Origin of the sequence: Roseobacter sp. N2S (assembly GCF_031454055.1) — a bacterium.
Classification (GTDB): domain Bacteria; phylum Pseudomonadota; class Alphaproteobacteria; order Rhodobacterales; family Rhodobacteraceae; genus Amylibacter.
In genome coordinates this window covers 25565-39125 of sequence record NZ_JAVDQB010000005.1, presented here as the reverse complement: position 1 = coordinate 39125, position 13561 = coordinate 25565, and the positions used below count along the sequence as shown (strand labels likewise).

Annotated in this window: 14 protein-coding genes; 3 read left to right on the top strand and 11 right to left on the bottom strand. The window is 57.3% G+C overall.

Annotated features, from left to right (window positions below; genetic code table 11):
* Window positions 1–10 precede the first annotated feature (10 nt).
* The 6 genes from GGE09_RS13020 to GGE09_RS12995 form a co-directional block, all read right to left on the bottom strand.
* Entirely contained in the window at window positions 11–364 is a 354-nt protein-coding gene (locus GGE09_RS13020) for a cupin domain-containing protein (RefSeq protein WP_309746575.1), read from the bottom strand.
* Window positions 361–1647: a glycosyltransferase gene (locus GGE09_RS13015; protein WP_309746574.1), complete on the bottom strand. Its 1287-nt coding sequence runs from the start codon at window positions 1645–1647 to the stop codon at window positions 361–363. Before GGE09_RS13015 ends, GGE09_RS13020 begins: the two co-directional genes overlap by 4 nt.
* 31 nt (window positions 1648–1678) lie before the next feature.
* Complete coding sequence (locus tag GGE09_RS13010) at window positions 1679–2737, bottom strand: ABC transporter ATP-binding protein (RefSeq protein WP_309746573.1); 1059 nt, start codon at window positions 2735–2737, stop codon at window positions 1679–1681.
* Window positions 2734–3516 (bottom strand): ABC transporter permease, encoded by a 783-nt coding sequence (locus GGE09_RS13005; protein WP_309746572.1) that lies wholly within the window; start codon window positions 3514–3516, stop codon window positions 2734–2736. Before GGE09_RS13005 ends, GGE09_RS13010 begins: the two co-directional genes overlap by 4 nt.
* On the bottom strand, window positions 3516–4370 hold the full coding sequence (locus tag GGE09_RS13000; protein ID WP_309746571.1) for an ABC transporter permease: 855 nt from the start codon (window positions 4368–4370) through the stop codon (window positions 3516–3518). The genes GGE09_RS13005 and GGE09_RS13000 overlap by 1 nt, the downstream gene beginning before the upstream one ends.
* A 67-nt stretch (window positions 4371–4437) precedes the next feature.
* The gene (locus GGE09_RS12995) at window positions 4438–5499 is read right to left on the bottom strand and encodes a spermidine/putrescine ABC transporter substrate-binding protein (protein WP_309746570.1); all 1062 of its coding nucleotides are present in this window, start codon (window positions 5497–5499) and stop codon (window positions 4438–4440) included.
* Between the two features lie 172 nt (window positions 5500–5671).
* On the opposite strand from GGE09_RS12995, the gene GGE09_RS12990 reads away from it, so the two are divergent.
* On the top strand, window positions 5672–6598 hold the full coding sequence (locus GGE09_RS12990; RefSeq protein ID WP_309746569.1) for a GntR family transcriptional regulator: 927 nt from the start codon (window positions 5672–5674) through the stop codon (window positions 6596–6598).
* Window positions 6599–6605: 7 nt separating this feature from the next.
* A complete protein-coding gene (locus GGE09_RS12985) occupies window positions 6606–7898 on the top strand; it encodes a glycosyltransferase (protein ID WP_309746568.1) in 1293 nt (430 codons plus the stop codon).
* 18 nt (window positions 7899–7916) lie between these two features.
* Here the strand turns inward: GGE09_RS12985 and GGE09_RS12980 are convergent, their stop codons facing one another.
* From GGE09_RS12980 to GGE09_RS12960, 5 genes are all read right to left on the bottom strand, one after another.
* On the bottom strand, window positions 7917–8714 hold the full coding sequence (locus GGE09_RS12980) for a siderophore-interacting protein (RefSeq protein ID WP_309746567.1): 798 nt from the start codon (window positions 8712–8714) through the stop codon (window positions 7917–7919).
* Window positions 8715–8847: 133 nt separating this feature from the next.
* Entirely contained in the window at window positions 8848–9621 is a 774-nt protein-coding gene (locus GGE09_RS12975) for an ABC transporter ATP-binding protein (RefSeq protein ID WP_309746566.1), read from the bottom strand.
* Window positions 9618–10568 (bottom strand): iron ABC transporter permease, encoded by a 951-nt coding sequence (locus tag GGE09_RS12970; RefSeq protein WP_309746565.1) that lies wholly within the window; start codon window positions 10566–10568, stop codon window positions 9618–9620. Before GGE09_RS12970 ends, GGE09_RS12975 begins: the two co-directional genes overlap by 4 nt.
* Window positions 10565–11506 carry an iron ABC transporter permease gene (locus GGE09_RS12965; RefSeq protein ID WP_309746834.1) on the bottom strand — a complete coding sequence of 314 codons (942 nt, stop codon included), beginning with the start codon at window positions 11504–11506 and terminating at the stop codon, window positions 10565–10567. The genes GGE09_RS12970 and GGE09_RS12965 overlap by 4 nt, the downstream gene beginning before the upstream one ends.
* 32 nt (window positions 11507–11538) lie before the next feature.
* Window positions 11539–12516, bottom strand: a complete 978-nt coding sequence (locus GGE09_RS12960; RefSeq protein WP_309746564.1) for an ABC transporter substrate-binding protein — start codon at window positions 12514–12516, stop codon at window positions 11539–11541.
* A 195-nt stretch (window positions 12517–12711) separates the two neighbouring features.
* On the opposite strand from GGE09_RS12960, the gene GGE09_RS12955 reads away from it, so the two are divergent.
* The gene (locus tag GGE09_RS12955; RefSeq protein WP_309746563.1) at window positions 12712–13539 is read left to right on the top strand and encodes an AraC family transcriptional regulator; all 828 of its coding nucleotides are present in this window, start codon (window positions 12712–12714) and stop codon (window positions 13537–13539) included.
* The last annotated feature ends 22 nt before the right edge of the window (window positions 13540–13561 follow it).

Below are 13561 nucleotides of genomic sequence, written 5' to 3'. Positions count from 1 at the left end.
GGGTTGCCTTTCAGAACAGCATATAAACATTGCGCATGGTTTCATGGACCGTGCAGTCGCCGGACCAGCCGGCGGGGAACATAACGATGGTGTCTTTTTCCACTTCGATGACCTCTCCGTCGTCAGACGTATAGGTGGCGCGGCCTGCCACAAAATGGCAGAATTCATCGCGCGGAATCGCAAGGCGCCAACGGCCCGGCGTGCAGACCCAGATACCGGTTTCAGGCCGGTTGTCAGGGCCTTTGTGCACCAGTTTGCCACTAGATGCAGACGCGCCTTCCAGTGCGTCCGGCTGCGGACCCCAATCCACCAGATCCTGACGGGTCGAGGCATGATGCAGATGCGGTGTCGAAGGCGCAATCATGCCGTGTCTTTCAAAAGTGAATCGAGGATTCTTGCCGCTTTGGTCGGGCCGTGTTCACCCTGCATCGCCTTTGATGTGGCGGCCAGTTTTGCCTGCATTGCGGGATCGGTGATGCAATCGTTCAGGGCTTTTTCCAACTGCGCATCTGTCCATTCATAGCGGTCAAAACCAAAGCCGTGACCAGTTTCCTGTGCGCGCATGGCGTTGTCATGGCCGTCCCAGACATAGGGCATCACGATGGCGGGTTTGCCAAAATACAGACACTCGGTAAACGAATTATTCCCGCCGTGATGGATCACCGCATCCACCTGCGGAATGACAGAGGGCTGCGGATACCAGCCCGCCAGATGCACGTTATCCGGCACGGTATCATAGGCATCCATATAGTCGCCCACATTCACCAAAGCGCGGTAAGGCAGTTTGCCCACAACGTCGATGATCCGCTTTAACAGATCGGTATCCCCCGCCCCAAGCGAGCCAAAGGAAATATACAGCAATGGTTTGTCGTTATTGGCCTTAAAGGTGGGCACGGTGTAGGGTTTTTCTTCGCGCACGCAGCCCTCTAGATATTGAAACTGATCGGGGGACAGCGGGTTCTGCCGTTCGAATTTGGCGGCTTCGGGATACAACAGCAGGTTCATAAAGGGTGATGTTTCGCAGAATTCGCCGATGGGGTAGGCGTCTTCGCCGCAATCGGCCAGAAAGCCGTTGAAATCGTCATGGATCGGTTTGATCACCGCGTTAAACTTTTCGCGGTAGGCTTTCATCCCCGCAAGATCAGTGACGCTGCACCCTGACAGATGGGGCGGGACTTTGGGGTCGGTGATTTCGTTTTCCGAACAGGAAATCACCCGCACCCATGGCACGCCGAACTGTTTGATTGCGGGGAACAGGATCACATTATCCACGCAGATCATATCGGGGTTGATGGACTTCAGGATGCCGGGCAGGTCTTTTTGCGCCCATTTCGCGCTGTCCACGATGTTTTCCCAACACTCTTTGACATAGGTGTCGATCTGATCAATCGGGGATTTGCGAAAGTTCGGAATGTGGCTGTTGATAAAGTCCTCCCAGAACTTTGCCATTGCCTCGGGTTCCATGGGTTCGGACAGGGCCACGGGATGGGCTTCAAAGCCGTAGCCTTGGTAAATCTCGACAAATCCCGGATCGCTGAGGAATACCGCCTTATGGCCGAGCTTTTCGCAGGCTTGCGCGATGCCGACGGAATTCAGCGCAGGGCCAAAGGCGGCTTCGGGGAAGAAGGCTATCGTTTTCTGTGTCATTTTGTGTCTCCCTTTTGACAAAAATCGGTGTTCAGGCGTGTAAAATGCGCGTGTGGTCCGGCGACCAGACGCAATAAAGATCAGTGCCTTTGGTGATGCTGGCAGGATCGACCTGCCCGATCTGCATCCGCGCAACCACGGTTTCCCGCCCGCCGCAGGTTTTCAGATGAACGCTCAGGTCCGACCCGTGATAGGCGGTGTCAAATACGGTGCCGTGCAGGGCGTTCTGGCCTTCGGCAGGGGCGTGGGTTTGCAGGCTGATCCGTTCGGGACGCACGGCGATAACGCTGCCCCCCGCCGTATCGGCGGTTCCGCGCAACAGACCCCCATCGGCGATTTCAACACCGCCTGTGGTGGCTGTGCCGCTTAGAAAATTCATTTCGCCAATAAAGTTTGCAACGAAGCGGGTTTTGGGATGTTCATAAAGGTCAACAGGTGTGCCCACTTGCGCCAGTTTTCCATCGTGCAGCACCGCGATGCGATCTGCCATGACCAGGGCTTCTTCCTGATCATGGGTCACCATCAGAAAGGTGATCCCCACTTCATTTTGCAGGCGTTTCAGTTCCAACTGCATGTCTTCGCGCAGCTTTTTGTCGAGCGCGGAAAGCGGTTCATCCAGCAGCAATACGCGGGGACGTTTGACCAAGGCGCGGGCCAGTGCAACCCGTTGCCGTTGCCCGCCTGACAGTTGATCGGGCTTGCGTTTGGCAAAATCCCCCAGACGGGCGCTGTCTATAACCTCGCCCACACGAGTGGCGATTTCCGCTTTGGGCAGCTTTTCCATTTCCAACCCGTAAGCAATGTTTTTTTCCACGCTCATATGGGGAAATAAAGCGTAGGACTGGAACATCAGGTTCAGCGGGCGCTGGCTGGGTTTGGTGTGGGTAACATCCACACCTCCCACAATAATCCGCCCCTCTTGTGGCGTTTCAAACCCTGCAAGAGACCGCAGCAGCGTGGTCTTGCCACAACCGCTTGGCCCCAGCAGTGCAAAGAATTCATTGTCTTTGATGGACAGGGAAACATCATCCACCGCCGTCAGACTGCCATATCGTTTGGTAATGTTATGCAGCTCAATTCCGTTGCTCATCGGGTGAAGGCTCCTTTGTCGGCCCGTTGGGCAATGATGACGATGGCGAAGGATACGAACATCACAATGGTCGCCATGGCGTTGATTTCTGGTGTCACGCCGAAGCGGATCATGGCGTAGATTTGCATGGGCAGCGTGGTCGAAGCTGACCCCGGTCCTGCGGTGAAAAAGGCGATGATGAATTCATCAATGGACAGAGTAAACGACAGCAAAGCCCCCGCGATTACGCCGGGTGCAATTGCGGGCAACAACACACGGAAAAAGGTTGTCACCTCGCTGCCGCCCAGATCGGCGCTGGCTTCCAGAATGGAATGGTCGAAATTGCGCATACGGGTGCGCACGACGGCGGCCACAAAGGCGATGTTGAAAACCGTATGGCTTAGGATGATCGAATGCAGGCCAAGGGTGAAATTCAGCAGGGAATAAAACGACAAAAGCGCGATGGCGAGCACGATGTCAGGGATAATCATCGGTGCAAACAGCACTGCATCCAGTGCCGAGGACTGCCGACGCGTTTCAACCCCAACTGCCAGTAGCGTGCCGACAATCGTGGCCAGAACCGTTGCGCTGACGGCCACCACCAGCGTGTTGCGCGCGGCAGACAGGATTTCTTTGGACTGCCAAAGTTTGCTGTACCATTCCAGCGAAAATCCGGTCCAAACCGTAGGCAGGCCCGCTTTGTTAAAGCTAAGCACCATCAGAACGAGGATCGGCACATAGAGGAAGATGTAGAACAGGCACAGATGCAGGTTCAAAAACCGCGAGGATTTATGCGCCATTATGCTGCCCCCCTATCGCCAGCGGCCCGATTGGTCAGCACCGCTTGCGTAAACAACAGCGCCATCATCACAAGGATCAGGAACAGGGACAGGGCCGCGCCAAACGGCCAGTCCCGCGCACTTAGGAATTGGTCATAGATCAGATTGCCCACCATTTGCACGCGCCCGCCACCCAGTAAATCAGGGGTGATAAAGTTGCCGATGGACAGCACAAAAACGAACACGCCCCCGGCCGCAGCACCCGAAACGGTTTGGGGCAGGGTCACACGGCGAAAGGTTGTCCAGCCGCTGCCGCCCAGATCGTAGGACGCCTCGATGATTTCGGGATTGATCCGTGTCAGGGATGAATAAATCGCCAGCACCACAAAGGGCGTGTAGTTGTAGACCAGCCCCGTCACCACGGCGAAATTATTGTAGAGCAGGGGCAGGGGGTCATCGATCACACCAAGATACGCCAGCCCGTTGTTGATCAGGCCTTCGCGGTTCAGCATCACAATCCACGCATAGGTGCGGATCAGATAGTTGGACCAGAACGGCATGATCACAAGGATCAACAGCACGGTCTGCCACTGGCGCGGGGCCTGAGTGATTGCGGCGGCGGTAGGATAGGCGATCAGGATCGAAATCAACGTGGCCAGCCCTGCGATTTTGGCGGATTGCAGGAAAATCCCCATATACAGCGGATCAAAGGCCCGTTGGAAGTTTTCAAAGGTAAAGATGTAGTCAACGCCGCCGTAAACGCCCCGTTCAAAGAAGGCATAGACAAAGATCAAGGCGCAGGGGATGACCAGCAGTAGGGAAATCCATCCCAATCCGGGGCCGATCAGTACCCAGGTTTTGACGCTGTTTCGCATATTTATGTTCCGCCAGAAATGTTTGTGGCACCAGCCAACCCATTGGTCCGCTGGTGCCTGTCGGGTCTTATTTGGCGGCCATTACTTCGGTCACAGTGCGCGCAAAAGCCTTTTGACCCTTGCCCAAATCGCGCAGTTGTTCAAAGGCCAACAGCTCTGCCGGCTTCATCGCCATATTGGGGAAGGTTTCAAACAAAGACGGATCAAGAGCCGCCATCGCCGCGCCGTTTGGCACTTTGTAGAGGATGTTTTCCGCAACCCAAGTGCCCACATCCACCCGCAGCATATAGTTGATAAACGCCTCGGCGGCCTCTTTGTGTTCGGAAGCTTTTGTCACCAGAATGGAATCCACCCACAGATCAGAGCCTTCGGACGGGATCACATATTTGATCTCGGCATTTTCCCCGATGCCATAGTTGCACCAGCCGTCCCACGCCTGAACCATCTTGGCTTCGCCCGAAACCAGCTTCAGATAGAAAGTGGTATCATCAAAGGCCAGAAGTGTCGGTTTTGTTGCCACCAGCAATTCTTTCTCTTCGGCTAAGGTTTCGTCGGATGTGTCATTCACTGATTTGCCCAAAGCCAGCGCCGCAGCCCCCATCATCCAGCGATCCGTAGACAGCATGGTCGTCTGGCCCTTCAGATCATCGGACGGTTTCAGCAGATCATTCCACGACGTGGGCGCGTCCATTTGATCGCTGCGGTAACACAGACCCGTGGTGCCCCAAGTATAAGGAACCGAATAGGTATTGCCCGGATCATGGGCCAGTTGCGTGGCTTCATCTACCAGATTGGACAGGTTGGGGATTTTGGCGTGATCCAGCGTGGCAGCCAGACCCAGATTGTTCAGCGCCTCGGCAAAGGGGGATGACACAAATAAAACATCATAGCCGCGCCCGCCGCTGGCCACGACCTTGCCCATGATTTCCTCATTGGTGCCGTGAACCGCCATATCAACCTCGATGCCGGTCTCTTTGGTAAAGTTTTCCAGCAGGTCGGGCGGCATATAGCCGTCCCAGTTCGAAATCACGATTTTTTCCGCAAATGCGGCTGTGGACAGGGCGGCAATGCCGCAGCCTGCGAAGAGAATTGTTTTGAATGCGCCAAGCGCGGTGGATGACTTTGTCATTTATTATACTCCCGTTGTGCCGCGCACCTCTTTGGCTGCGTGGATAGGCATGACTGTATTTTTGATGTAAAAAATACACAAGACAAAACTTGAACTTCATGTATTGCTGTATATGACTGGGTTATATAGCTGTAGAGGCGGCTTTTTTTTGTACATAGGGGGCTTGGATCTTATGAAAACATCGAACCGACCCGCAGCTATGGCGGGAAAAATACTGGATGTGCTAATCGATTCGGGATTGGCCGTGGGCGAGCGTCTGGTGGAAAACACCCTTGCCGAGGCCTGCCACGTGTCCCGCACCCCGATCCGCAACGCCCTGCAACTGTTGGAACAGCAAGGCTATGCCAGCAAAGCGCCTGAGGGCGGCTATGTGCTGGCCCGCGATCCGTTGACGGTGCGGCTGGATGCAGACATGAAAACGGACCCGCCCGAAGGCGTTTTGGTGGAACGGGTTGTGCGCGATCGCGCCAGCCGCCGCCTTGGGGCCAGTGTGACCGTTTCGGAGTTAAGCCGCCGCTACAACGTACCCCGTGCTGCGGCGCAGAATCTGTTGCTGGACCTGAAATCAAAGGGGATTGTGGATAAGGCGGATGGCCAGTCGTGGATGTTCAAACAACTGATGGGCGAGCAGTCTTCGCAGGCCCACAGCTTTGAATTTCGCCTGATGCTGGAACCCGAAGCGATTTTATCCGAAGGCTTTCGGATCGAAAAAAACCGCGCAGCCGTTGTGCGGCTTCAGACCGAAGACCTGTTGGCGCGGGCCGAAAATGCCATCCGTCTGGATGAATTCCGCAACGCCGATCTGGCGTTCCATCTGCTGATTGCACGGGCTGTGACAAATCCCTATATCAGCGAAACAATGACAAACCATAACCAACTACGCCATTTACACGGGGCGTCCCACACCATCAGCGATTTTCGCATGCGCCAGTCGTTGCGCGAACATCTGCGGATTCTTGATGCGCTGGAACAGGGGATGCCTGCGGTGGCTGCTGACCTGATGCGGGTGCATTTGCGTATGTCCAAAAGCAACCGCCCGAGCGTGGCCAACCGCGGCGCGCCGGCGATCATGCTCGCGGGCCGAATGCAGCGGACCTGACCCCTAGATGACCACCCGAAAATCCCCCGTTATCGCGTTTTTCCCCGAAGCCAGTTTCGGCGCGGCGCTGAACTGTATCGGCATCGCGCAGGCTTTGGCGAAACTGGGGGCCACGCCGGTTTTTATCACCCACGGCGGCTTTACGGGGGTGTTTTCGGACTATGGTTTTGAAGAACATTACGTCGAACCGTCATCCGCCAGCACAATTGAAGAAACCGGACGCTATTGGGAAGAATTTCTCGCCCGCCATTTGCCCCATTTCAATCTGACGCCCCAGCAGCAGTTAACGACGTATGTGGCCCCCGTCTGGGATGCAATTGTAGATACGGCGGTTGATCTGGAGCAGGGGTTGACCCATGTGCTGAACCAGATTGCGCCCGATCTGATCGTGCTGGACAATGTCATCATGTTCCCCGCCATCGCCCGCTTTGGCTGCCCTTGGGTGCGGATCGTGTCCTGTGCCGAAACCGAGGTTCGGGATGCCAATGTACCGCCCTATCTGTCAGGTCTTGATCCAAGTGAAGGGTTGCAGATTGCGGAATTCAACGCCGAATATCTGGAGGCCGTGGATCGCCCGCACAAGCGCTACAATACGTTTCGAACCCATGCTGGCCTTGCGCCTCTGCCCGCAGGGGAATTCTTGGAAAACTCGGATGATTTGAACCTGTTACTGGCCCCGAGCATCGTACGGTTTGAACGGGAAGCCCCTCTCGAAGCCCCCCGTTTCGCCCTGCTCGAAGGCTGCGTTCGGGATGAACGCCCTTATCAGGTGCCGGAATTTCCTGCCAATGATGGCCCGCTGGTTTACCTTAGTTTTGGCAGTCTGGGATCAACAGATGTGCAGTTCTTGCAGCGGATCATTGATGCCGTGGCCACCATTCCTGCGCGGTTTTTGGTGAATGTGGGGGCTTTGATCGAAAGCTATTCCAAAGTGCCTGACAATGTGCATTTGCAAGATTGGTTCCCCCAGCCCTCCGTCATTGAACAATGCGATTTGTTCATCCACCATGGCGGCAATAACAGCTTTTGCGAGGCGTTGTACTTCGGCGTGCCCTCGCTGGTTATTCCCTATTGCTGGGACGGGCATGATACGGCGCGGCGGGCGGTGGAATGTGGCGTCGGGGACCGGTTGGATCGCTGGTCCATGACCGATGCGCTGTTGCAAGACAAAATCACCACCTTGTTGGATGCCGCTGCGATGCGTGCGCGGTTGCAGGAAAATGCAAAAGCCATGCAGCAAAAACCGGGCGCGATGACTGCGGCGCGTAAAATTCTGGATGTGCTGCCCGCCAACACCTGACGGGCAGACCTGTGTTTCTTATGCGGCGTTGGCTTCCAGACGTTTTGCCTTTTGGTGTTCGTCCTCGATCAGGCCGATCTTCCAATAGCCCGAAATATAGACATCCTGTTTCGGGGTCTGCAAATCCACTAGAATGTGCTGGCGCAGTTCTTTGATCATCGTGCTTTCCCCCGCAATACAAACCTGAACGGTTTCAGCAGGCCAGTCCAACCCCCGCACCATTTCAACGATTTCACCCGTTGGGGCGTGGCTGTCTGCATTGACGATCCAATGCTGTTTGATGCCTGCAGGGATTCGAAAATCCTGTTGGTCATCCGCATGGGGAATGTCAAAAATTGCCGTCCCTTGCGCGTCTGCAGGCATGGCTTCCAAAGTGGCCGCGGCAAGGGGCAGGGCAGACATATCTGCCACCACAAGATAGTGGTTCGCATAATAGGTTTCTACCTTTACGGGACCAGGCCCTGCAAAACCACAAAACGACCCCACCTGCGCTGCCCGCGCCCAAGCCGAGGCTGGACCCGCATCGCCGTGATCGACAAAATCAATATCCATTTCCCCTGCGCCTTGGCGCTGATGGCGCACGGTATAGGTGCGCACGGACGGTCGGGGTCCATCCACCAACTGGCGGATAAAACTGTCTTTGCTTTGTGCAGGCTCGGGCAGGAAGACTTTACAATTGGCGCCTTCACAGCCGTCTGGGATTTCGGCAACTTCAGGGCCGCTAAAGGTGACACGGATCATATGGGGCGTCAGGCGTTTGACGGCACTTACAACAAAAAGACGCGGAGGGCGTTTGGCACGGGTTGGTTCTGCCATGGAAGGGTTCCTTATATGTGTTGGGTGGGGGGAAGCCTGCCTGTTTAACCCCCGCTAACACGGACAAAGAGGAATTTCGAGCCAAAAGCGGATCGACTCCCGATTTTGTGAATGGGTTTAAGCAGCACAGCCCCTATTTTGGCAGAACCAAAGGAGGCTGGCCTGCGTCTTGGCGCACCTGTAAATCTGTATCAAACAGCGCGCTTAGATTTGCAGCGCTCACCACTTCTTGTGGTGTGCCGTCAAAGGCAACCGTCCCGTTTTTCAACGCGATGATGCGATCTGCATAATGGCTGGCTAGGTTAATGTCATGCAGCACCATGATCACTGTTTTGCCCGTTTCAGCATTTAATTTTCGCACCATACGCAAGATTTCGATTTGGTGGGGCAGGTCCAGATAGGTGGTTGGCTCGTCCAGAATCAGGATCGGCGTTTGCTGGGCAACGGTAAGGGCGATCCATGCCCGTTGGCGTTGTCCGCCAGACAGGCGATCCACGCGGCGGTCTTTTAGGTCTGTCATGCCTGTTGCCTCTAGCGCGGCGGTGACGGCATCCCGGTCTGTTTGGCGCAGGGGTTGGAACGGGCGCATATAGGGGGTGCGGCCCCGCTCGACCAAAGGAGCAACACGCAGGCCATCGGGGGTTTGCGGGGTTTGTGGCAGGAATGCGATGTGCTGCGCAAGGGCCCGTGCGGCAAGGTCTCGGATGTCGGTCCCGTCCAGACTGATTGCCCCGTGGCTTGGGTCCAATATCCGCACCAATGTGCGCAGCAATGTGGACTTGCCACAGCCGTTGGGTCCGATAATCGCGGTGACACTGCCCGCTGCAAAACCCAACGACAGGTCATCCAACACCCGCCGCCCAGCCAGCGTGATAGACAGGTTTTGAACTTCTAATTGCGCGCTCATTGTTGCCTCGTGTTTAAGAATAAAATGCCCAGCATGGCAGGGCCGCCGATCAGGGCGGTAAAGACGCCTGCGGGCAGGTGGGCACCAAAGATCAGCATGCCGGACAGGGCCTCTGCCCCAAGGGCCAGCGCTGCGCCAATGCCACCTGACAACAGCAAAACCGTGCCGGATTGTTTGGACAGTTGGCGCGCTAACGGGCCGGATAAAAACGCCACAAAGGGGATTGGGCCTGCTACCGCCACGCTGACAGAAACCATTACCGCCGAGACCGCAACCACCCTGATGCGCACACCGTCTGGTCCCAAGCCCAAGGCGCGGGCCATGTCATCGCCCATTCCCAAACGATCTACGGCAAAGGTATGCCATGCCAGAAAAACACCGCCGATGATCGTGATTGCACCCATCCACCCGACACGGTGCCATTCTGCCCCTGCGAATGATCCCGACAGGAAACGCGTAACCTCGCTGGCTTGTAAGTCCGGGGCGAGACTGAGCAGAACATCGGTTGCCGCGGCCAGTAGCAGGCTTAAAGAAACGCCGATCAGCACCAGAGGTAAGGGGGCGATGCCCCCGCGCCATGCCAGTGCCAGAACCAAAGCGGCGGTGACACTGCCGCCCAGAACAGCACCCGCGCCTGCCCAGACACCGGTTCCCGAAACAACGATCACCAGCGCAGCGCCTGCGGCGGCACCGGCACTGAACCCGATAATATCGGGCGAGGCTAAAGGATTGCGCAGCAGCGTCTGCACGGCAGTGCCAGCCATGCCCAGACCCGCGCCAGTGACAAGCGCCAAGGCCACACGGGGCGCGCGGAAATGCAGCAGAATTGTACGATCCAGCGGGACGGAAAACGGGTGCAATTCCCCTTGGCCAACCACCAAAAGAAGAAACACCAGCCCCAGTAAAAGGCCCGTCAGGGTTACGTATAAAACGGTTATGCGGGTCATGTCAGACCCTCGGCCTGACGGCGCACCAGCCAGATCAGGAAAGGCCCGCCGATCACGGTGACACCCAGACCTGCCTCAATCGCGACGCCCGGAACGATGACACGACCAAGGATATCTGCAATTAACAGCAACCCGCCGCCAAACAGTGCGGCACGCAGCATTTGGGACAGCATCCCACCCGCCCCTGTCAGCCGCGCCATATGGGGGGCAAGCAGGCCGACAAACGCAATAGGCCCGGCAACCATAACTGCCGCCGTACAGAGCAACGCCACGGCTGTTAACCCGACCAAGCGGATACGGCCGACCCCTGCGCCCAGGCTCTGGGCCATATCTGCGCCAAGTGCGAGCACATCTAACCAACGGGCGACGGTCAGGGACAAAACCACACCAGCCAGTGCGACCAAAGCGGCGGTCTGCAACGTGGCCACATCCGCGCGGTCAACCGCGCCCACGGCCCAGTGGCGGTAGACCTCTAGCGCGTAGGGATCAAGCAGGATCAAACCGCGCAGTGCGGCGCTAAGCAGGGCGGTCAGGGCCGCGCCTGCAAGGATCAAAGTGACGGGACTGGTGGACAGGGTTGCGATGCTTGAGACTGTCAAAGCCGCCAAAGCCGCGCCGCACAGGGCGGGGAATAACAGCAGCGCAGGGGCCATCGGGCCCAGCCACCAAACCGTTGCGACCATGGCAAAAGCGGCCCCTGCGTTGATGCCAAGAAGCCCCGGATCGGCCAGTGGATTGCGCGACAAGCCTTGGATCAACGCACCGCTCAAGCCAAGCGCCCCCCCCGCCAAAAGGGCCGTCACCGTGCGGGGCAGGCGCATTTCGCCCAGCACAACGGAGGCTGCATCGTCGGGGGCTGTACCTGCCAGCCAAACCTGAAATTCGGCCAGCCCGATACCGCCGCGCGCGCCGATCAAAAGCGAGGCAAGGGCTAGCAGGATCAGGGTGGCTGCGGGGAATATGAGGCGTATTAGCGGGATAGGCCTGCCTCCGCGCTGCCATCAACGGCTGTAGTCGGGTCGCCGTCCAAGGCTTGTTCCAGCAGGGGCACCAGACGGTCCAGCGCGTAATTGATGCTGGGCGGCGTTGCATAGCTGAGTGCGGCAGACAGGGTCGGGTCAGTGACGATTTCTCGCCCTTCGCGCACCGCCCGCATCGTCTGGCGCAAGGGGTGTCGGGCGGCTGCCCCAACCCCTCCGCCCAGATCAAGCCAGATCAGCACGTCGGCATCCAGCGGCTCGGTCAGTTCACGATCCAGCGCAAAGTAAAATCCCCCCCGGGCAAACCGTTTTGCGGCAGGAGGCAGCACAAAGCCAAGACTGTGCAACAGTCGCACGCGGGCATCTTGGGGGCCATAGATCAGCGGTCCGTCCGGCCAGACAACCACGGCTGTTTTGCCTTGCCACTGGGGGTGGGCGTTGCGGATCGCGTTTAGGCGGTTTTGCGTGTCTTTGGTCACTTTAACCGCCTGCGCGGTTTTGCCCGTTGCCGCCCCGAAGGTGGCGATCATTTGTTGCCATGAGGCGCCGAAATCCGAAGTTTCAGGGGGCGGCGGTAACACGGGCGCAACGCGGGACAGGGCGGTATATTGGGCATAGCTGATGCCGGAATACATTGCCTCTATCAGGTCGGGTTTCAGACGGGCGATCTGTTCCAGATCAATTTCACCGCGCAGGGCTAGCCCGTTGTCTAACCCCGCAACTGGCTGCAATAGTGGTTGCGCCCAAGGCCACAGCCCCGCCGCGTCGCCCCCGTACCAGACACGGTAGGCAATGGGCGAAAGTCCCAGCGAAAGCCAGTTGTCTAAGCCTGTAAAGGACAGGCTGACGATGCGTTTTGGGGGTTCTGGAACGGTCGTGCTGCCCCAGACATGATCAATCCGCACAGGCTCTGCCGCCAGCGCAATCGGCCAGACCATCACCAGTAAAATCTGAAGGACTCGTCGCATGGACTACCTGCAAAGGGAACGTGGACTGGCTTGGCAGGGCGCAAAACCTGTGGGAAATGCAGCCCAGACGTGGCTTTCCCCTCTCTATAGCAGGGAAAAGCGGCGTCAATCACTTGACTCGGCTGCTGGGCTGATTATCCAAAGGTTTATCAGCCAAGTTCATCGACTCAGCCAGATACCAACAAAGGTCTGTCTATGTCGTTTCACCCCCGCATGTATGCAAAAGTCACTGGAATAGAGTCTTCCGGCCCTATGCGCAGCTTTGCGACACAGGATATGTTGGTGGATTGCTGGCGGGTGCAAATGCGCAACGGCGCGCGGGGGCAATATGTGTCAATGCATCCCAGATTGATCCTGTTTCTGGACGGGGCGCAGATGTCTTTGACGCCCAATCGGGGGCTTAAAGGTACGCCCTGCACTGTCTGTTACGTTCCGGCGGGCATGAACCTATGGGGCAGTTTTGCTGATGTAGGCCCGCTGCGCCATCTGGATATTCATATCAAACGCAGCACGCTTGAAACACTGCTGGACGCTGATACGCCCTGCGATGCCCCGATTTTTGCAGAGGCCCCCGACGCGGTAATTGCGCTGTCCGAACAGATCATGGCCTATGCACTGCAAGACAGCGCCACGCCGCAGGGGATCGCTGTGCAGGCGCAACAGTTGTTACAGTCGGTTTTCGCCAGATGTGCGACAACCGACTGGTTTGCGCAGGTCACTGATTACATTGATACCCATCTGGAAACCGCCTTGCAAACCGATACGCTTGCGGCAGTTGCTGGGCTGTCACGCACGCGGTTCAATGGGTGGTTTCGCACCCGTACCGGACAATCCCCCCATCAATGGGTGCTGCGCGCCCGTGTTGCGCGGGCCAAAGACCTGTTGTTGCAGGACCTGCCCCTGGTCGAGGTCGCCGCGCGCACTGGGTTTTCTGATCAGGCCCATTTGAACCGCGTCTTCAAACGGATCACCGGAACCCCGCCCGGCCTGTGGTCTAACCGCCAAAAAAGCTGCCCGGCTTAGAAAACGCGGCTTAGAAACCGTC

Bases quoted from the DNA above. Each gene is read 5' to 3' on its own strand.
- GGE09_RS12955 (WP_309746563.1), top strand. From the start codon at position 12,712: ATGTCGTTTCACCCCCGCATGTATGCAAAAGTCACTGGAATAGAGTCT.
- GGE09_RS13005 (WP_309746572.1), bottom strand. From the start codon at position 3,516: ATGGCGCATAAATCCTCGCGGTTTTTGAACCTGCATCTGTGCCTGTTC.
- GGE09_RS12980 (WP_309746567.1), bottom strand. From the start codon at position 8,714: ATGGCAGAACCAACCCGTGCCAAACGCCCTCCGCGTCTTTTTGTTGTA.
- GGE09_RS12985 (WP_309746568.1), top strand. From the start codon at position 6,606: ATGACCACCCGAAAATCCCCCGTTATCGCGTTTTTCCCCGAAGCCAGT.
- GGE09_RS13000 (WP_309746571.1), bottom strand. From the start codon at position 4,370: ATGCGAAACAGCGTCAAAACCTGGGTACTGATCGGCCCCGGATTGGGA.
- GGE09_RS13015 (WP_309746574.1), bottom strand. From the start codon at position 1,647: ATGACACAGAAAACGATAGCCTTCTTCCCCGAAGCCGCCTTTGGCCCT.
- GGE09_RS13010 (WP_309746573.1), bottom strand. From the start codon at position 2,737: ATGAGCAACGGAATTGAGCTGCATAACATTACCAAACGATATGGCAGT.
- GGE09_RS12970 (WP_309746565.1), bottom strand. From the start codon at position 10,568: ATGACCCGCATAACCGTTTTATACGTAACCCTGACGGGCCTTTTACTG.
- GGE09_RS13020 (WP_309746575.1), bottom strand. From the start codon at position 364: ATGATTGCGCCTTCGACACCGCATCTGCATCATGCCTCGACCCGTCAG.
- GGE09_RS12990 (WP_309746569.1), top strand. From the start codon at position 5,672: ATGAAAACATCGAACCGACCCGCAGCTATGGCGGGAAAAATACTGGAT.
- GGE09_RS12975 (WP_309746566.1), bottom strand. From the start codon at position 9,621: ATGAGCGCGCAATTAGAAGTTCAAAACCTGTCTATCACGCTGGCTGGG.
- GGE09_RS12995 (WP_309746570.1), bottom strand. From the start codon at position 5,499: ATGACAAAGTCATCCACCGCGCTTGGCGCATTCAAAACAATTCTCTTC.
- GGE09_RS12960 (WP_309746564.1), bottom strand. From the start codon at position 12,516: ATGCGACGAGTCCTTCAGATTTTACTGGTGATGGTCTGGCCGATTGCG.